This is a genomic window from Nitrosomonas marina (genome assembly GCF_900111605.1).
Taxonomy (GTDB): domain Bacteria; phylum Pseudomonadota; class Gammaproteobacteria; order Burkholderiales; family Nitrosomonadaceae; genus Nitrosomonas; species Nitrosomonas marina_A.
Genome location: NZ_FOIA01000004.1, coordinates 1 through 21,209 on the forward strand (window position 1 = coordinate 1; position 21,209 = coordinate 21,209).

Annotated in this window: 12 protein-coding genes and 1 pseudogene; 6 read left to right on the forward strand and 7 right to left on the reverse strand. The window is 45.6% G+C overall.

The features are described from left to right. From BMY62_RS02590 to BMY62_RS02600, 3 genes and pseudogenes are all read left to right on the forward strand, one after another. A pseudogene (locus BMY62_RS02590) lies at positions 1–156 on the forward strand (IS5/IS1182 family transposase); the annotation flags it as partial. A 444-nt stretch (positions 157–600) separates the two neighbouring features. Next, positions 601–864: a hypothetical protein gene (locus tag BMY62_RS02595; protein WP_090656202.1), complete on the forward strand. Its 264-nt coding sequence runs from the start codon at positions 601–603 to the stop codon at positions 862–864. Beyond that, positions 865–6,672 (forward strand): calcium-binding protein, encoded by a 5,808-nt coding sequence (locus BMY62_RS02600; protein WP_090656204.1) that lies wholly within the window; start codon positions 865–867, stop codon positions 6,670–6,672. Between the two features lie 376 nt (positions 6,673–7,048). On the opposite strand, the gene pyk is transcribed toward BMY62_RS02600, so the two are convergent. From pyk to BMY62_RS02625, 6 genes are all read right to left on the reverse strand, one after another. After that, entirely contained in the window at positions 7,049–8,488 is a 1,440-nt protein-coding gene (gene pyk / locus BMY62_RS02605) for a pyruvate kinase (protein ID WP_090656208.1), read from the reverse strand. Positions 8,489–8,824: 336 nt separating this feature from the next. Continuing rightward, entirely contained in the window at positions 8,825–9,913 is a 1,089-nt protein-coding gene (locus tag BMY62_RS02610; RefSeq protein WP_177170270.1) for a patatin-like phospholipase family protein, read from the reverse strand. Further along, entirely contained in the window at positions 9,903–10,070 is a 168-nt protein-coding gene (locus BMY62_RS16320) for a hypothetical protein (protein ID WP_218142924.1), read from the reverse strand. Before BMY62_RS16320 ends, BMY62_RS02610 begins: the two co-directional genes overlap by 11 nt. Before the next feature lie 7 nt (positions 10,071–10,077). After that, positions 10,078–11,943, reverse strand: a complete 1,866-nt coding sequence (locus BMY62_RS02615) for a hypothetical protein (RefSeq protein ID WP_090656213.1) — start codon at positions 11,941–11,943, stop codon at positions 10,078–10,080. 65 nt (positions 11,944–12,008) lie between these two features. Further along, positions 12,009–13,883: an SLC13 family permease gene (locus BMY62_RS02620; RefSeq protein WP_218142925.1), complete on the reverse strand. Its 1,875-nt coding sequence runs from the start codon at positions 13,881–13,883 to the stop codon at positions 12,009–12,011. Between the two features lie 12 nt (positions 13,884–13,895). After that, positions 13,896–14,939 (reverse strand): alpha/beta hydrolase, encoded by a 1,044-nt coding sequence (locus tag BMY62_RS02625; protein ID WP_256207398.1) that lies wholly within the window; start codon positions 14,937–14,939, stop codon positions 13,896–13,898. Positions 14,940–15,410: 471 nt separating this feature from the next. On the opposite strand from BMY62_RS02625, the gene BMY62_RS02630 reads away from it, so the two are divergent. Together BMY62_RS02630 and BMY62_RS02635 are read left to right on the forward strand one after the other, a co-directional pair. Next, on the forward strand, positions 15,411–17,231 hold the full coding sequence (locus BMY62_RS02630) for a patatin-like phospholipase family protein (RefSeq protein ID WP_090656217.1): 1,821 nt from the start codon (positions 15,411–15,413) through the stop codon (positions 17,229–17,231). 463 nt (positions 17,232–17,694) lie between these two features. Then, the gene (locus BMY62_RS02635; protein ID WP_090656223.1) at positions 17,695–18,312 is read left to right on the forward strand and encodes a cation efflux transmembrane domain-containing protein; all 618 of its coding nucleotides are present in this window, start codon (positions 17,695–17,697) and stop codon (positions 18,310–18,312) included. A 66-nt stretch (positions 18,313–18,378) separates the two neighbouring features. Here the strand turns inward: BMY62_RS02635 and BMY62_RS16670 are convergent, their stop codons facing one another. Further along, positions 18,379–18,777 carry a MerC domain-containing protein gene (locus BMY62_RS16670; RefSeq protein ID WP_090656227.1) on the reverse strand — a complete coding sequence of 133 codons (399 nt, stop codon included), beginning with the start codon at positions 18,775–18,777 and terminating at the stop codon, positions 18,379–18,381. 784 nt (positions 18,778–19,561) lie between these two features. Between BMY62_RS16670 and BMY62_RS02645 the strand changes: the two genes are divergently transcribed. Next, on the forward strand, positions 19,562–21,100 hold the full coding sequence (locus BMY62_RS02645; protein WP_090656230.1) for an amidohydrolase family protein: 1,539 nt from the start codon (positions 19,562–19,564) through the stop codon (positions 21,098–21,100). The last annotated feature ends 109 nt before the right edge of the window (positions 21,101–21,209 follow it).

Sequence of the window (21,209 nt, forward strand, 5' to 3'; positions counted from 1 at the left end):
GATAAAAACTTATACCAATATCGACATTTAGTGGAAAATGCATTCTTACATCTGAAGCGTTGGAGAGGCATTGCAACACGATACGCAAAGAATGCCGCATCGTTTCTGGCGGCTGTCCATATACGGTGCATCGCTATTTGGGCTAGTATCTTATGACGACACTATCTAGGATCGTAAAAAAAATTAGAAAGAAGCTTTGCTACTGCTATTGTTCGTAAAATTTGCTGGTTTAAGAACTGTGCCTGTAAATCTTGTGAAGAATAGGCCTGTGAAATTAGATGCTAACCATAACCAAGCAAGCGGTATTTACGATTATTTTTTTATAGCAAATAAATTTATATATTGCAGCAAAACTATCATTCTTGAAACAGCTGCTTAGCGTAATGCAGCCGCCTTCCAGTTACAAAATCTCAAATTAACCTACAGTTCTGGTGCTGATTTAAAAAAATGTATGAAAATCGACAAGCTCGTTCATGAATCGATTGGATCATTTGGTTTATCAATGAAAGTAATAATAAGTATCGATTCAATATAATTAGGTTATATGATTTATGCATTGTTTCTATTCTGGGTTGTAACAACTTAAATGGAGAACCACAAATGATAAACAGTCCATTTCTATTTTATTTGCCAATAATAATACTGGCGATGATATGCAAATATTTTTTAAAAAAAGGAGGAATTATCCTCAAAATGGATGGTTTTCTCCCAAGAAAAACGGGCAATAGAGAAAAAGATAGTAAATGGGCATCGACCGTTTCAAATATTGTAGTTTTTGGTTCAATTATATTTTTAATTGATATGTGGATCAGATTTATACAAACGGAGGCAGCTAAAATACCCGCGCTTAGTGGAGGCGAGTAAGTGGCAAAATATACACCGCAACAAGTTGCAGATTTAGCTCGGCCCATAGCAAGTAAAATTGACGAAGCTATTCAAAATGGAGGTGAAGCTACTTCAGTCGCTGTTGCGACGGAGCAAATGACAAGAGAAGGCGCGCCTTCTCTTTCTCTTGGCACTATGTCAGCAGTAACAGTCATCGCTTCCTACGTTGTGAATATTGCTGGAAACGAGGCTGCCAGTGGAGCAATGGGAGCAATTGCTAGGCAGCTTGCTGGCGTAAATATTTTTGTAGAATTTCTTGATTTAGAGTTTGATTGGGATGATGTGGCTGCATTATCGACAGCTGTTGGAGCCAACTTATTATCGAACCCATCACCTGATCCTGTAACAAAAAAATTGGGCATAGCATTTTTATTTTATGGCGAAACAATACCTTTCTGGAATTGGATTGGATTTACATTTGGGGCTAATTTATTACGAAATTGGGATCCTCTTGGACTTTACGACGATATCAACACAAACTATAACCAATCTAAAAACTGGATGCCACCTCGCACAGATCCACTGGTGCTCGATCTTGATAACGACGGTATCGAAACCATTGGCATTGGAAATACTGTGGTGGTCTTTGATCACGATGGCGACGGTATTAGAACCGGTACAGGCTGGGTTAAAAGTGATGACGGTTTCCTGGTACTTGATCGTAATGAAAATGGTACGATCGATACCGGTGCGGAATTGTTCGGGGTTGATACGGTAAAAACCAGTGGCGCATTGGCGACTGACGGATTCGATGCGTTGGGCGATCTGGATTCAAATGCTGATGGAGTGTTTGGTGCGAGCGATGAAGCGTTTGCATTGGTTCAGGTTTGGCGCGATTTCAACCAGAACGGGATTTCAGCCGCTAAAGAATTGTTTTCCCTGGCAGAACTCGGCATTGTCAGTATCGACCTGAATGCCACCAACCAGAATGTTAACTTCGGCAACGGCAATGTGCAAACGGCAGCAGCAGCGCATTTAACCGTCGATGGCGAGGGGCAGACGGGCAATCTGGATTTGGCGAACAATTCGTTTTACCGTGAATTTACCATCAGTATTCCGTTGACCGAAGAAGCTAAAAATCTGCCCGATAGCAAAGCATCCGGCTTAGTACGCGATTTGCGTGAGGCAGTCAGTCTGTCGCCAGCTTTGGCAAGTGTGTTGACAAACTATGCCAGTCAAAGCAGTCTTGCTGGCCAACGGGCCTTACTTGATGATTTGTTATCCGCCTGGGCGCAGACGTCTACGATGAAAACCAGCATCGAGCAGGCCGCCGACCAGAATTTTTTATTGTTATACCTGGTGCCCGGTCAGTCGTGGTCGGATCATGATGCGCACCTGGCTTACTGGAACACCACGGACACCGCATTTCTGGATTCGCTCAGCGCTGAAGCGCGCACTGAATACCAACAGATGTTGCAACAACAGCAAGAGATTGTTGAGATTATCAGTATTCTGGAGCGATTTAACGGCACACCTTTCGTGACTGTCGATGCTGACAAGGTGACATTGGGTAATGGATTCAGCAATACGGTCAATCCGGTACCCGGCATGCTGGGAACGAAAAGATTCTATGTTACCTTGTCAACCCAGCAGATCGAGTTTATGCAACAAAGCTATGAATTATTGAAAGAATCTGTCTATGGCAGCTTGATTCTGCAAACGCGGCTTTCACCATATCTGGATGAAATCGCGCTAAAAGTGAATGAATCATCCGAAGTTTACGTGGATTTTTCGGCGATGGATGCATTGCTGGACAGTCAAAAAGCGGCTGACCCTGCGGCTGCATTGGCTGATTTGATCGAACTGAATAAATATGCCGGTGAAATATTGCAGGATAAGGGTTGGAACGGTCTGGATTTGTTGAGAGACTGGATTGATGCGGACGCTGCTGGTGAACAATCCAGTGCGATTCTGCAGGATCTGGGTGTGAGTATTATCTGGCACAATCAGATGACCAGTGCGAACGACGATATTGTTTTCAGTGAACCGGGCGATGCCAGCATATCCGGGTTTATCGGTAATGATATTCTGAACGGCGGTGCCGGTAACGACAATTTAAGCGGCAGTAGCGGGGACGATATCCTGTTTGGTGGAGACGGCCGTGATTTACTGGTGGGTGGTAACGGTGATGACATCCTGCGCGGTGGCGGTGGAAAAAACGATCATTTGCGCGGCGACCGTGGTAACGACACGTATCTCTTTGCACCGGGCGACGGCGATATATCCATTAATAATAATTATGGGGACGATAACCATGATGTATTACGTTTTTTGGGAGGTATAACACCGGAAAACGTCTCAGCGGCGCGTAACCTAAACAGTCTGGATTTAATCGTAGAAACCACTGGAGAAGTAGTATCGATTTTTAATTACTTCTATGGTGATCTTGCCGGTACATATGTGCTGGACACTATCGAATTCAGAGACGGAACCAGTTGGGATATTTCAACGATTAGATCGCTGGTAATAGAAAGTACAACTGGTGACGACAATCTAACGGGATTCGAGACAGACGATATTATTGACGGTTTAGCCGGGGATGACATCATTGCCGGAACCAGTGGTAACGATAACCTGAGTGGTGGTGATGGTAATGATTCATTAACTGGCGGTGAAGGCAACGACGTATTATCAGGTGGTGCTGGCAATGATGGTTTATATGGTGCTGACGGCAGTGACAATTTGGATGGCGGTGACGGCACCGATATGCTTTTTGGAGGTGCTGGCGATGATATCTTGCGCGGTGGCACCGGTGCTAATGATCATTTGAGGGGTGATGTAGGCAATGATACCTATCTGTACGCAGCAGGTGATGGTAACACTGCCATTAATAACCATGATAAGGGAGACAGTCATGATGTTCTACGGTTTATGGAAGGAATCACGCCGGCTGATGTAACGGTATCGCGCGATACGTATAGTTTGTTATTGACAATACTGACAACCGGAGAACGAATCACAGTCACCAATTATTTTTATCTGGATACCAACAGTAGCTATATGCTGGATGCGATTGAATTCAGTGATGGTACCAGTTGGGATTCATCAACAGTTAAACAATTGGCGTTAACCGGTACGGATGGTAACGATACCATGTACGGATTTACTTCAGACGACATTATTAATGGTCTGGGTGGTGAAGACACGATAAATGGCGGAGAAGGTAACGACACCATATATGGTGGTTTGGGAAACGACTATCTATATGGCGTTGGCGGAAACGATACACTCTTAGGCGGTGACGGTAGTGACTCAGTCCACGGGGGTATGGGTGACGATACTCTCAGTGGTGGTGCTGGTAGCAATGATATTTTAAGTGGTGATGAAGGTAACGATATTTACCTGTTCTCGGCTGGTGATGGCAATACTACCATCAGTAATTATAATACCGACACAAACAGCAATGACGTTTTGCGTTTTGGTACGGATATTAACCCTGATGACGTGCTGGTATCACGAGTCGGTCAAAATTTGTATCTGACGGTGCTAAGTACCGGTGAAATCATCACAGTACAATATCATTTCTATGGTGATCAATACAAACTCAATTCAGTTGAGTTTATCGACGCAACTAGCTGGGACACTGAAGTCCTTGCATTTTTGGTGCTGACAGGTACGGAAGGCGCGGACTATATCACCGGTTTTGCGACAGATGACACAATCAACGGTCTGGATGGTAACGACATATTACGCGGTGATGGTGGCAACGACGTTATTAACGGTGGAGATGGTGCAGACCAAGTTTACGGTGGTGCCGGTGATGATACACTCAGCGGCAATTCTGGTAGTAATGACACATTAGATGGCGGCGCAGGCAATGATGTCTACCTGTTTGCGGCAGGTGATGGGAAGACAACCGTCAACAATTACGATACCGGTGCAAGCCGTCACGATGTGTTGCGATTTGATACCGGAATTGGCCCAGGTATTGTACTGGTATCCCGATTTGGTAATGATCTGAAACTTTCTGTAGAAAGTACTAGTGAAATCATTACTGTAAAGAATCATTTCATCGCCGGCAACCAATACATGCTCAATGCCGTTGAATTCGCCGATGGTACCAGTTGGGATAGCACAGCCCTAGCGCTAATGGCACTGATGGGAACTGAAGGAAATGACAGTATTATTGGTTTCGTTTCAGATGATACTATTAACGGTCTAGGCGGTAATGATACGTTGTATGGTGGGGACGGCAATGATGTAATTGACGGAGGTGATGGTGCGGACAGGCTCTATGGGAACTCAGGTGATGATATACTCAGCGGCGGTTCTGGCAGCAATGACTCGCTAGATGGTGGTGCAGGCAATGATACCTACCTGTTTGCGGCAGGTGATGGTAATACCATGATCAGTAACTATGACACCGGTGCAAACAGCCAAGATATTTTGCGCTTTGATTCGGGTATTTCACCCGATGATATTTTAGCGACCCGAACCGGGAGTTACGATCTTGCGCTAACGCTACAGAGTACTGGTGAGAAAATCACGGTTTCATACTTTTTCTACCTGGATACGGCGCATCCATCATACAGGCTGGATGTAATCGAATTTGCCGACGGCACCAGCTGGAATCCAGATGCCGTGATGCAAAAAGTGCTTCAGGGTACCGATGGTGTAGACGTCATTAACGGCTCTGCAGATGAAGATACGATAGATGGTTTGGGTGGGAATGATACGATCTATGGCAAAAGCGGTAATGATACTTTGTATGGCGGTACCGGAGATGATTACCTGAACGGTTATGACGGTAATGATATGCTTGAAGGTGGAAACGGTAACGATCGGCTTTATGGTGGTTCGGGTGACGATATTCTAAGTGGTGGCACGGGTAGTAGCGATACGCTGAACGGTGGTGCGGGTAATGATACCTACCTGTTTGCGGCAGGTGATGGTAATACCATGATCAGTAACTATGACACCGGTGCAAACAGCCAAGATATTTTGCGCTTTGATTCGGGTATTTCACCCGATGATATTTTAGCGGCCCGAACCGGGAGTTACGATCTTGCGCTAACGCTACAGAGTACTGGTGAGAAAATCACGGTTTCATACTTTTTCTACCTGGATACGGCGCATCCATCATACAGGCTGGATGTAATCGAATTTGCCGACGGCACCAGCTGGAATCCAGATGCCGTGATGCAAAAAGTGCTTCAGGGTACCGATGGTGTAGACGTCATTAACGGCTTTGCAGATGAAGATACGATAGATGGTTTGGGTGGGAATGATACGATCTATGGCAAAAGCGGTAATGATACTTTGTATGGCGGTACCGGAGATGATTACCTGAACGGTTATGACGGTAATGATATGCTTGAAGGTGGAGAAGGGGCAGACCGACTGTACGGAAGCTCGGGTGATGATATTCTTAGCGGTGGTACGGGCAGCAATGATACGCTGGATGGTGGTGCGGGTAACGATACTTATGTCTTTGCAATGGGTGATGGCATAGATTCAATAAGCAATTATGATGCAAATGCGTTAAGTATCGATGTGCTTCAATTTGTCAATATATCGTATGAAAATCTTTGGTTTAGCCGCAGTTCGAATGATCTGAAAATAAATGTGGTTGGTACAAATGATCAGATAACGATCAGCAACTGGTATTTTAACAATTCATACAAATTGGATCAGATTTATGCTGGTTCAGCATCGCTGTCGAATGAAGAAGTTGATCAGCTAGTTTCTGCAATGTCATCATATTCTGCGCCGAGTGGTGAAGATGCGGTTATTTCACAGGATGTGATGGAGATATTACAATCTGTTTTTACAGAATTATGGCTGTAATCAGTAATTAAGTTTAATTGAAATCGAGCTGAGATTTCTGTTATCGGATAAAATATAAAATTTTGTATTGTAATATCTTGTTGTGTAGGTTGTAGATGTCGGTTTGAAGTTGATAGTCATCTGCCCCCTCCTTCCAGACTGTAGCCGGAAGGGTTATAGTTAATGGTTTGAGACAATCTTATCGATAGAAGACGAGATGAGATTTCCAGGATAAACTTGCAATCAAACAACAGTTATATAGTGATTATTGATGATCAGGATAGAGTTGTGTGCACTGTAGGCAGGATGCCAACCGATTGGCCGAGACTTTTATAGCCATGACCTCTTATAACCGTAATGCTTGGACTGCAGACTAATCTGGTCAGAATTAAAAATTTTATACTTTCAGTACGCGAATAAGGTCGGTACCACCGACTCGATGTTGAGTGCCTGCTGTTACGACAACGACATCTCCTGCTTTGATGTAACCCAGCTTCTTGGCCCGGTTTATTGCAAAATCCAGTTTGGCGCTGTCGTCACTGCCTTCCTCGCAGAGCAGCGGGATAACGCCCCAGTTCATGGATAGGCGTCGCGCTACAAGGGGAGAATAGGTTACTGCCAGGATCGGGCAGGCAGGGCGGTTTTTGGAAATCAGGCGGGATGTCAGTCCGGTTTCAGTAAGGCTGAAAATAGCAACAGCCTGGAGCTTTTCAGCCATGTTTACCGCTGACTGGCTGACTACCTCTGGAATAATATTCACCGGATCCATACGGGTTTTTTGCAAATACCCATATTCATTCAGTGATGCTTCTGCTCGCTGGGCGAGAATCGACATGGTCCGTACCGCTTCTACCGGAAATTTGCCTATCGCGGTCTCTCCGGAGAGCATGACTGCTGATGTGCCGTCAAGAATCGCATTGGCCACATCGCTGGCTTCGGCGCGGGTTGGTTTGGGATTGCGTTCCATGGAGGCCAGCATCTCGGTGGCGGTTATCACCGGCTTTCCATTCATTACTGTGGTACGGATGATTTTTTTCTGGAATCCGGGTACTTCTGCGAGCGGCAACTCAACACCGAGATCACCACGTGCCACCATTACACCATCTGCTGCTTTTACGATGTCCTCAAGGTGCTTGATACCTGCTTTGTTTTCGATTTTTGCAATGATCGGTGTGCGACGATCAGTTTCCAGAAAAATATCCCGAATACGATGGATATCCTCCGCACTTTGTACAAAAGATGCAGCCAGGTAGTCTACATCATTGTCAGCTGCAAAATTAATTTCCCGTACAATATCATCCCTGAATTCGGGACTTACTGCACTGACAGCCAATTCAGTGTCTGGTAGATTGACGCTTTTGTTTTCCTTTAAAACGCCGCCATGGATGATCTGGCAGATAATTTCGTTATCCACGATGGATGTTACTTCAAGCTCGATCGCTCCATCGTCTATCAGAATTGGAATGCCGGATTTTACCTCTCTTGGCAGGTTTCTATAGGTTACGGAGACGCCCTTATCGGTACCGATACGTCCATCGGTGTACAAGATAAATTTTGCACCGCGCACAAGTTCTGCCGAGTTGTTTTCAAGCTTCCCGGTTCGAATTTCGATTCCTCGAGTGTCGACCATTATGGCCAGATGTACTCCCATCTCACTGGCAGTATCTCGAATCCGATCCAGTCTGGCCTGATGTTCTTCGATAGAGCCATGGGACAGATTCAGACGGGCGACATTCATGCCCGCAGCAATCATTTTCTTCAGAATATCGGGAGAGTCACAGGCCGGGCCGATGGTTGCAACGATTTTGGTTTTACGCAGGCTGTTCAGATTATTCATTGAGTATTGTTTTAAGACGTCATCTTGTCAAAAGGTAACGAATGGCTTGATAGATAATTAAATTATAAACTAATCGCGGCCACAAATTAACGTCTAAACATGTTGTATATATGTTTGAAACAATTGATTGTGCAAGCGTGTTCAGTATTTGTAGCTTTTTCTGTAGACGGCGGATTAGAATCAGTCTCAATAGCATCCTTTAAGCTCAAAAAGAATCAACAGTCTCAGGGTGTGTTGTCGCCGCTCATTCCTCTTTTGGCAGAGCTGAGAATGGCTGTGGAATTGTGGTTCACGGGCTGATTCAAAGTGGGCTGATTCAAAGGGTCTGGCAGTTCCTTAGCTAAAAAAATCATTGATTTTGGGCCGTTGCCTTAGGCCGTCATCATAACCAAGATTTATAAGTTCACGGGCGAAAACACCTTCAAACAACAAAAAACTTGGCAATCGCCATTCATGGCCCCAACCACCAACAGTACGCAGAAACAGGCGAATTCCACGCGGTAGTTTAACAGCATACCGTGCTGCGATAACGCGCAAGTCTTGGGATGGGCGGATAACCATCACTTTGGTTTTTCTGAGACCGGTTTTCTTGCGTTGCCACCAATTCATATGACCGAGCATATGATTGATTTGCTGCATGCGCTCTATGTCAGTGTTCAGGTTTTCGGCAAACAGGGAATCAAGTGTAAAGCCGGCGATTTCGGCAACACCGGGCTGGTAGTCACCTTCGTCTCCAAGGGGGAGTGTCTCATTGCGTACGCCAATTACCAGGATTCTGTCAGCCCCCATTTTGATGGCTGGCCGCAATGGTTCGGTCATACGTAATGATCCATCAACGAAATATTCGTTACCGATACGTTGCGGTGGAAACAAAAGCGGTAGCGCGGCGGACGCCAGCAAATGAGGTACTCCGATTCTGGTACGAACACTATCACGTCGATGATCGTGCCAATAGAGTGATTCAATACTTGATTCAAAAAAAGTCGTGGCTTCTCCAGTTGAATAGTTTGAGGCGGTAACCGCCAGTCCTTTGAGATGACCTTTCTTCAACTGTGCTTCAACCAGCCGGTCATTTCCTAGCTCGCGCTGTAACAGTTCAGCCAGGGGAGCAACATTGAGAAACGAGGGGGGTTTGTTACTTTTTGTCATGAAGCCGCGCATCAAATTGTAGTCCAGTGTGAATACATTGTGTGTATACAATCCGGTCCAGATGCGTTCCAAACGTAATACCGCGTCAAAAAAATTGTCTGCATCCTGGGCAAGAGCCGTTGCATTTAATGCGCCAGCACTGACCCCAGATATCGACTCGAATGGCAAGCATCTGCTGCCAAATAGTTCGGCTATGGCTTTTAATACACCGACCTGGTACGCAGCAAGGGCGCCTCCTCCGGGCAAAATGAGGCTGGCTGGGCCTTTAATCTGCACGCATATTCTCCTTCAATCCGGATTTTTCATTTGTTCCCGGAAAAACATTGTCGTCTTTCCTATACTGGTGTCCAGTCTGAAAACAGGCCACTGTCCGTAAATCAGTTTGTCCCAGTGTTGTACAATGAAATTTTTCAGGTTCTGGGATACTTGTCATGTTCAGTTCAAGGGGTATTGGTTTTAGAATCATGATTGGGCATGCCCAATGATTCCTCGAATTCCAACTGCGCCTCATCAATGGCATCAAGGATCTGTTTTTTAAATTCATCGCGTGAATAGTGTTCTTCCAGTTTAAGCAGCAGATGCTCGACACCGAGGCCGACTGATATGCCGCCTATGATTCCGCCAAGTGCTGCACCGATTGCAGTGCCAATACCGGGAAAAACAGAGCCGATAGCGGCGCCGCTGGCAGCGCCGGCAGCTGCTCCCCCGAGCACGCTGGCCGCTTTGCCGGCGGCAACCTTAACCAATGCCTTGGCACCCAGGCTGATTGCGCCTTTGGCAATGACTTTTCCTGTGACCTTGCCGGCAATCGCGCCGGTGATCGCACCAGCCGCACCGATACCGCCCGAAATCAGCAACCGGTTCTCCAAATTGATGATAACGCTGTTGCTGGGTGGTTCCTTGATGGCATCCAGTGGGGAATATTGAATGACTTCAGGTTGCTGAGTTACCGGTTCAATCTGGTTTTCGGCGAGTATTACGCTGATTTTATCAAGATATTCGGCACGCAGCTGTTCATTCTTGCGCAATGCGTCTTCTATGGACTGTTGTACCGGGCCAAATGCATTGCCTTGCATCAGGTATGCCTCGAGTTTTTCTGTCATCCAGAGCTCCAGTTTGCCAGTTGCCAGTGCTACGATTCGTTCATATTCTCCAGGCAGACTGTAATACCAGTCCAGATAGTCATCCACATTTTGTGCCATAAGCATAAAACTCTGATCTGATGTTTTTTTAAGTTGAAGAACTGATGCCTCAAGCTCATTAACAATCTCGAAGTAGGCCTGTCGTGTTTGAGCGATGGTGCCCGGTTTGTAATAATCGTCACCAATTTTCTCCAATGATTCGATTTTTGTTGTAACGGTACGTTGCGTATCATGCAGGCGCTCTACAACCTCGGGTGTTGAACGCAGCCAAGCATCGATATACACAGTTGACGGTACGTAAATAAACAGCATGAAAAAAGTTAGCAGTGCAGAGGAAACGGCCAGTGAACGTGGCGGAATACGCGAAGGCGCATCCACGTCCTGCAATGGTGTTAGCACACGGCGATATTCGGATAGCGGCACCATAAAACTGGAGATGGCAAGTGCTATATTGTAGAAAAGAACGGCGCTGCAAAGAAAAACCGCAAGCAGAAAAATAATATCGCTGAATGAATGCAGGTTCCCTAGTGCATATGCTTTCAGCCCCTCGATAAATCCAAGCAGGCGAGTGACTTCCAGTATCAAGATGCTCTGGCTTGTGCCCGTGATACCCTGACTGTTCGCTTCAATTGCTGCGGATAACGAAGCATAGGACGGATATCTGCTTGCCAATTTGATATAAAGTACATAAAAAGCGGCCATTGCCAGTGCTGTTGCCCAGCGCGTCCAAATCAGTGATTTGTGTAATGCGATATAAGGTCTGAATTCCCGTGCTGCCAGCGGTGCGAAAACCGCGTGAAAACATGAAAACACCGGGACGGTCAGAAGAAAGACGATCCACTCGATTTTTTTTGTAACGCCCAGATAAAACACCAGCAAAAAAGTGAATGTGACAGACCAGAGCGCCCAACCGATATATGGCATGAACCGTTTGTTCAAAAACCAGTATAAAATGCCGGGACTGCGAAACTGATTAGCGCGATGAATTCGTTGAATAGTTACTGAATAAGTTGCTGCCATATACAATGGCAGGCCGAACAAAAGGGTCACCAGTAAAACAAACCAGAGCTGCTGGTCGGGGATCATTCCGCCAGCATGATGGGCAGATACCAGCCAGCCCAGCGATAGCACCCAAAAAATAATTATCCTGTTGATTGAAACCATGAATTCAATGCTCTTATTCCTTTTATTTGACCGGAATTGGCTGCTAATCCCCGGTACAATTGTTCTTATAGCGGCCAGACCCAAATAAGCATGGGAATACTGACGCTGACAACCAGGATTTCCAAAGGCAGTCCAAGCCGCCAGTAATCGCCAAAACGGAAACCGCCCGGACCGAGTATCAATGTATTATTTTGATGGCCGATCGGTGTCAGAAAAGCGCATGAGGCGCCTACTGCAACAGCCATCAGAAAGGCATCGTGGTTGACGCCAAGCTGATTGGCGGTGCCTAACGCAATCGGGCACATGACCGCTGCTGTAGCCGCATTGTTCATGACATCCGATAATGTCATGGTAACGATCAGTATCAATCCCAGTGCAATAATGGCATGTCCTTGTGCCAGGCTTTCTAGTAACCCGCGCGCAATCAAATCAGCTACGCCGGTGCTTTGCATTGCACTTGCTACCGGTATAAGTGCAGCCAGTAAAACAATGACGGACCAGTCGATCACCTGATATGCATTTCGAAGCGGTACGATCTGAAGCCCGGTTACAGCTAGTACACCGCACAAAAATGCAATGGCTGGCGGCAAGATTCCGGATACAATAATACCGATTGCCGACAGCAAAATCAGGCCGCTCAACAAAGCCTTACGTTTGTCCGGAAAGCGCAGCGTTCTCTCAGCAAGTGGCACGCAACCCGTGTTTTCCGCAAATTCGGCAAGCGCATCAGGTGGACCCTGTAACAGCAGTACGTCACCGGCCCTGAATTGGATAGTACGCAAGCGCGCCATAGTACGACTGCCGGTTCGCGATAATGCGAGCAAATTAACTCCATAATGCGTTCGCAGTGCTATCATGCTGGGCGATCGATTTACCAGAAACGAAGCTGGCAATACGACATACTCCGCTAAAATGAGTTCGCTGGATACGGGTTTTTTATCTTTTTCGTTATCTGGCTGTTCGTTATGCGCCGATGCTTTTTTTTCGTTTTCTTGGTGCTCAGAACTATCCTCGTCGCTTGCCTGTTCTTCAGTTTTTGCTTCTTCCAGTACTAAACCTAAACTGGATAAGGCATTGGCAAGAGGTTCCGCTTCCGCTTCGATAATCAGAATATCATTTGCGTAGATTTTTCGACTCAGACTTGCCGGTGTTACGCGAACATCGTTTCGCACTAAGCCGACAACCTGCGCATCCGCTGCGCTCAGGGCGGCTTCGACTTCGTGCAAACGCATGCCGACGGCTTTGCTGTCTTCAGGGACCCGGGCTTCTGTCAGGTAGGCGCTGAGATCGAAACCCTCGGAACCCGCCTGCTTGCGTTCAGGAACGAGTCGCCAGCCAAAGAGCGTGATGAACAATACGCCCACTATCGCAACACTTATCCCCACAGGTGTAAAGTCAAACATGGAGAAATATCCCAGTTCTGTTGTTTCTGCGCGTATGCCCGAAACAATCAGATTGGGCGGTGTGCCGATCATTGTGGTCATTCCACCCAGAATTGAACCGAAAGCAACCGGCATCAGTATTCGTCCGGGTGGCATATTCAGTCTGGCCGCCATTTGCAATGCAACCGGGATTAAAATTGCCAGCGCTCCCACGTTGTTCATAAAACCAGAAAGCACAGCAGCCAGACAGGTCAGTGCGACCATTGACAATGTCGGGCCGGATTTTACTGGTAACAGCCATCTTGTCAGCCAGTCAACGGCTCCCGAGCTTTGCAGGCCAGCGCTAAGAATTAATATACACGCGACTGTAATAACAGCGGGATGGCTGAAACCCAGGAAAGCATCAGTGTAACTGACGAGACCGGTTATCGTACAGGCCAGCAATGCCCCAACGGCAACCATATCGTGACGCCAGCGTCCCCATAAAAACAATGCGGCAGTTATCAGCAGTATACCCGCAATCTGTAACTGTTCGACCGTCAATTGGATGCTATCCATTTATATTCGATGCTACCATCCGTCCTGATAAAGCATTAAAAGCGAGGATGCGTTATCAACAAGCGTGGTAATACTGTGACGGTTAAATCTGAGTTCATTCAGTTTCCGCAATTCCGGCGGCAGGATTTCTTTCAGATCAAAATCAAATTGTATCAGCGAGGAAACATGCGCTGCGTTCCGATAGAATTTGCCGGTTTCATCGGTGTTGGAAACCGGATCGTGTATGTCGGCGAGTACATGGATAATGTCATTGAGTGTCTCCTGTGGTAGTGCGGGTGGATAATCGTCGAAAAAATCATCTGGAACCGGTGCGGAGTTAAAAGCGAATGTTTCCAGTCCGAATGCTGAACCCACCGCCTGCGCCAGCCCGCCACCTAGGGAATGTCCGGTTACAATGATCTGTCTGCCTTGCGCACGCTCGACGACATTTCGGGCATAGTCCATGGCATCTTCGAACTGTGTGTCGACAAGTCCAAATGTGAGCAAGGTATCAGCTGCCGTATCGAGTGCAAGTTCTGCAAGCTCGCTGAGAGAGCATGGAAAATCACAGGTTTCTGTTCCACGGAAAGCAAGCACTACTTCATCGGTGTTCGGATCATAGTAAACGCCTGCCTGCATTCCGGAGTTGTTATCTTTTGTCTCGATCAGTATCCACCGATCGATGACTGTGTTGTCAAAATCATAGACAGCGTCTGCCAGATTTGCATAAGGCAGCGAACGGCCCAGCAGATCGACAGCATGTTTCTCTTCCCTGTCGAGCATTCCATAAGGCTTCCAGGTAACATTGGGAATAAAATCAGGGTTGATGTACACCGATACGGATACAAGCTCGAATATTGAAAAATCGGTTTTGTCGGCCAAGGCCAGATTGACCACATAACGTTCTGTGCCGTAGGTGCCGGGCACGTCGACTTTGGGCAAACTAAGCAAACCGTTTATTGTTGAAAAAGACGGACTGTTTAGATCAGCGCTTTTATCCAGACCTGTACTCAATAATCTGAACTGATTGGGGTTATTTGTATCTGACCATGCCAGAGACGCGTTGTAAAACGCCATTTCAGGCTGCTCTTCAATAATGATTTTCTGCAGGCAAAGCAAGCCATTATCTATAATAAAAGTAGCAGGGGCGGTGTGTTCAGAACAGTCAACAGTTGAGGCTCTTGCCGGTGCGATGTTGAGCAGAACGCAACTAGCGACTATCAGTATCAGTAGGTTAGCAAAACAAGTATTCCTGAGCATTATTCTTTCTTTTTACAGTTTTATATATTCGATAAAGATCCGGGAAAATTATAACTCTGAATGCCTCATATGTGATATGTATCTATAATAATCAGTTGCTAACTCGATAGATACATTTTGAGATCACTCATTCTTATGTGCAGCGTTAGCTACACAGCTATTGGATGGAATTTATTTTTAAGAGCAAATGTTGTATCAAACAGCCGTTTTTATGCCTGTGTTTGAACTTGATCGCTTTCTGATTAACTGAAAGAATACCGCAATCAATGTTCGAGAGTTATGCCGTGAATGAATGACAAGGTCGTCAAGAAACAGGATTTGCCAATTGAGTTGGGCGGGCTCAGTAACGAGGATACGCAAAGAATATTGGCGGCAGCAAAGCGCCGTACCTTTATCAGCGGTGAAAAACTGATACGTCAGGGTGATATAGGTACTAGCATGTTTATTATTTTATTCGGGCGGGTACGTTTAAGCATGCTCCAAGAGGACGGTAGTGAACGGGTTGTCAATATGCTGCAACAGGGTGATCATTTTGGCGAACTGTCATTGCTGATCGGTGGTCGTCGTGCCGCAACAGCGACGGCCGTTTTGGATACAACAGTGCTGGAGATTTCAAAGCGTGACTTTTATCAGCTGGCCAAAACTTTGCCCGAGTTTTCAATCAAGCTTAGCCGTACTATTGGTAAATGGTTGCTGGGTGCTCAGTCTCGAAAAATCGTGCGCCATAAGCAGGGAATAATCGGACTGATTCGTACCACCGAATTGACATCATTGATTGCGCCTTCCGTTGTGCATTTTTTTTCCCAGAAAAATAAAGCGATAGAAGTTTTTACTGACCGCTTATCATTTTGGGAGTTAACTGCACATAAAAATTCTTTTCCAATCCATACATTAAATCCATCAACTGACAGAACAAAATTTTTACTGGAATTGATATCCGCCACGAAACGCTGTGACCATGTGTTTATCGATTTGCATGGGGGGCGGATAACTGCGGAACTGCTATTGCAATGTGAACGAATCTGGTGGTTGATTGAGCAGAATCGACCAACTAAACAGGCGTTTATTGAACTGGCCGAAGCGATGCTTCAACAGCATTTGGAACTTAAAAGGCGCATCCAGACTGTCTGGATACAATCAAAATCCTATAACCTGGCGGATAATTCCACCTACGTAATGCCGACAGATCTTGAAGCGGTACGATGTATCTATAGCGCGTATAACAATGAAATGCGGCCTGCAGACCTAACGCGTCTCTATCATATTGCCAGAGACGTTCACATGGGGCTGGCACTGGGCGGCGGTGGCGCACATGGTCTAGCGCATATTGGTGTTATTGCGGCGTTTGAAGAGCATGGGTTGTATTTTGACCGTGTCGCAGGCACCAGCGCAGGCGCGATTATTGCCGTGGGACTTGGAGCAGGATTTAATCCAAAACATTTGCTAAACCTGTTTAACAATGAAATGCAACCGCCCAGATTCATGCGCTTCATACCTAAAATGAGCCAGTTTTATCTGTGGACGTTATTCAGGTTTGGTTTGATAGAGCACAGGTTAAGAAAATATTTGAAAGACCTTATGCTCGAGCAATTGTTGTTGCCGGTACACACGATTTCAGCTGATCTGATCAGCGGCCAAGCAGTTATCCGTTCAAACGGGGGAGCGGTTAATAGTATATTGGAGAGTATTAATTATCCGGTTTTTGGCAAGCCGATCTGGCGGGACGGGCTTGCTCTTGTGGATGGAGGCGTATTGATCAACGTACCAAGTTCCGTTCTCAGAAAACAGTGTGCGGACTATATTGTCGCCGTTGATGTTGGAACTAAATTGCACCCTACATTTGGCAAAAATAATGCGCATACTCTTGAAAGTGAAATGCAGCATGTTGGATATTTCTCTACACTCAACCGCGTTCTTGAGGTCAGCTCACATGAATTGGCCAAATTGCATATGTCAGAAAGCGATTTTCTGTTGACTCCGGATACTTCAGCCTTTCCGTTTGCCGACTTTACGCGTGGTGAGCAGCTTTTCGAATCGGGATATACAGCGGCAGAGAAGGTTATGCCGGAATTGAAGCAGCGCTATGAACGCTTTGTGGAGATGGAATAATGTTTGTCTTATTGCCGGTTCAGATCAAGCGGGTTAACGTTCTTGCCTGAAATTGTTTGAAATTACCCAGGCTGTAAAAAGAAATGGTCATACCAGAACAATTATAAGGCAAGGGAATCAACCTGAGTTCAATCGGTCTCAATGAAATTGCTTGGAGATACGAAGATGCCCTTACAGTTATCGAACATATTGATAGAGTACTAGGTGGAGATGTACTGGCTAAAGAGCGTGCTAATACCGTCACATTTACGACAATTGGTACTTAATTAAAGATCGGGTAACCTGTAAAGACAGCATTGCTAAAACTAAAGGATTTATCAGAAACTATTCTGATGGAGAGTATTTATCTGTTTTTGTTGCAGAATAAACAGTCAACAAGTTATTCATGTTGGATGTCTGAAAGCGCTTCGCATTTTACAGGCACCACAATATTCCGCCGACAGGTGACTACAGGATACTGTGAATGAGCGATAGTTGTTGCGATGGACACCTAGATGCCGCCGAGCTTGAATATCGGCAGCGACGCGTATTGATCATTGTGCTTTTAATTAATGTCGTTTCTTTCGTTGTGATGGCCGCAGGTTCGATTTTGAGTGGTTCATCATCCTTGCTCTCCGGCATGCTTGATAATCTTGGTGACGCACTGACCTACGGACTGAGTCTCGCAGTTGTCGGAGCAAGTCATTTGGCAAAAGCAAGAGTAGCCCTTTTCAAGGGAGTGCTCATCGCAGCAGCTGCATTAATCGTCGCTACTCAAATTTATCGGCATTTCCTGCATCTTGAGGTTCCAATGGTTGAGGCTATGGGTATCGCAGCCTTAGTCAATCTTTTCGCAAATCTCATCTGTTTGTGGCTTCTGACCCCTTTTCGCCATAGTGATATCAACATGTCTTCGGTGTGGGAGTGTTCCCGAAACGACACTTTTGACGGTGTCGCGGTGTTAATCGCGTCATTCAGTGTATGGATATTTGGTTCGGCCTGGCCAGACATTCTGGTGGCCATCATACTGCTCCTGTTGTTTACCAAATCCGCCCTTCGAGTTCTTCGCGGTGCGTGGAACGAACTGAAGAAATCTTCTTAACGGCCATGTAGCCAGGTTGCTACTTGCATTTAATTTTAAGCAAGCAGCGAAAGTACTGAAAACTGTTTAATGCTTGCAGGTGGGGTGACATAGCGCATAGTTACGTAGGTGTCCAGCGGCGATCAATGAAGCGCCAATAAGTGTTGTGGCACGTTCTACGTGCTTGCCCAACGCTTCTTGTCCCATAATTGCAGTGAATATTAAAACAATTAATCCGGTCAGACCTAATAGAGCGACGCTCCAGCTCTTGTGTCGTTTGCAGCTAGATGAAAGAGAGATGAGGCTAAGCGGGATAACTAACCCTAACAAGAATTCATGAAAAAATTCTTGTCCGAATACAGAAACAGCCAATCCCGGAAATAAACTCAGCAAGAAAGGAAGGCTGAGACAATGAAAGGCGCAGATTGCTGAAGTACATATAGCGCATTTATCCAAAAGGGAAGTATATTTTGAGAAATTAATCATCAAAGTTCATCAAGCTTGGTTATGATACGTTATAACATAACAAAGTTTAAATCAGTATGTCTATGGATTTCTTTCTGTTGTCAGTCTAAAAACCGTATATGAATAATTCTTGTTAGGCTGGCAAGCACGTTCAGACAAACAGGCTAAAGCGCGTAGTGCTTCCATTGGCTGCTGACGCGGGGCATTAGATTTTGATAAGCGGGGGTGGGGAGGTACGAAAAAGTCCGGCTATTACCAATAGAGAACCTTGAACGTGCATTGGTTGCCCACAATACCGAGAATTGGCTTCGCCTGGTGATGATCTGAAAGACTTTGAGGTAGTGTTGTGTTGGTCAAATAGCTATTGCTTATAGATTCGGAGCTTCCTTGAAGACTTTAATTCTGATCGGGTTAGAGTGATTGCGCAGTTCACGATTGGCTTTTTTATTAACCGCGTCAAAAAGGTAGCTGGTTTCAGCTATGTCTTATCCTGCTTCAGAATCTGAAAAAGAATACTGAGGTTACGAATGCGCAAACAGATAAGTGCGTGGCGTTTATGTGGATTAATTACGCTAATGCGTGAAGAACTGGCGCGACATTATTTGGTCAATGAGGTATTCACATGCGTGGATGCGACAATTTGTCACATTTTCAATGAAAGTGGTTGACATTACAATTCTTTCTCACTACAGATATAAATATAATTTGAAGAAGTTTTTTTATTGATTAGTTTCCAATTTATTGGGACAAGTCTTCACTGCTTCAATAAAAACCCACTGTTATTTAAAGGAAATACATTATTCAAATGAATAAAAATAAAAATATTTTTTTACATAATACAAATTATGTATTGATCTTGCTAATTCTTTCAATGGGAATCAACCTTAATGCTTACGGGCACGGCGATGAGGATCATGGGCACGGTAATGAGGATCATTCTGGATCTACAACGGTAGTGCCTGGTCTTCCGGAATGTCAGATTCTTACTGCAGCACGATTATTTGACGGTATCAATTTTCCCCAAGATAACAAGGCTGTTCTTATCGAAGGAAATAAGATCAAGCAAGTCGGTACCTTGGCAGAGCTAAGTAGTCAGTGCGCAAATCAATTGGATTTAGGAGATTCAACCATATTGCCGGGTTTTATCGAACGTCACGGCCACATTACATTTCAGAATGTCAATAAAAGTGTTGTGTTGAAAAACGGTATCACGACGGCACAGGATGTCGGCGGTCCTTTGAAAGCGATGGAGGGCGGTCAAGGCACATTGCGATTATTAAGCGCGGGGCCTATTATTCAAGCTGTTGACGGTTATCCACTTAATATTTTCGGTGGTGATGGCGGCTTTGACAAAATTGGAATTACCGTTTCATCAGTAACCGAAGCCGAAGCGGTCGTGCAGGAATTGGTAAGTGGGGGAGCATCAGCCATTGTCATTTCTCTGGAACCCGGTGGCGAACCAGGAAGACACTGGATGACTCATGGTAATCCGATTCCGGCTACACCTTGGCCAATGCTTTCTGCGGAGATTACGCAAGCCATCGTGACCAAAGCACATGCGCTTGGAAAACGTGTAATGGCATTTGTAGGCGAGGAATCTGGCTTAATTCGTGCTCTGGATGCCAATGTTGATGAGCTGGTTCATATGCCGTGTGCTGAGATCAGTGATGATTCGCTGCAACGAATTACGGACGACGGTGTTACGGTTGTTACTACGCTCGACACCCATTCAACTTGCGAGCATATGTTCGGCAATGCGGTCGAGCTTGGTATGAAAGGCGCCAAGGTAATTTACGGTTCCGAAATTGCGCATGATGATGTTCCTTGGGGAATTAATGGACAGGAGTTGCACACCATGTTACACGCGCTGAGCGGAGAAGAGGTTGATTTCGCAGATGTTGTCAATGTTATTAAAGCTGCAACGTCAAAAGCTGCGGAAGATCTTGGCCTTCCTGGCTTGGGTACATTGACTCCGGATGCCCCGGCAGACATAATCGCCGTAAGGGGTAATCCATTTGAGAAATTCAAAATCCTGGAATACCCAGATTTGGTTTTGTCCGGCGGACGTGCAGTTGTCAATAATTATATCAATCAACTATCCGAGGAAAAGATCGACTGTTTCTTTAATTGGGCGGAAGGGAAATATTTCGGAGTTTTGTCGCCTGCTGGCGCGACTACGCAAATTTCCGGCGTTTACAGTTATCGCTATTATCCGGGTACTAAAGCTTATTTGGGTGTATCCTCGGCCGACCATCATCTTTATTACATGAATGCAGGTGAAGGCCAATTGCACGACCAGGGCTTGTTGGTTAATTGGCTGCCGGTATCTGAATGCAATATATAATTATTCAATCCAGAAAATTCACACAAGCATTCGATATTATTTGTAAATAATCAGAACTGAAAAAGTTTTTGCTGAAAATTTTCAGCAAAAACTTTTTCAGATTTGACTC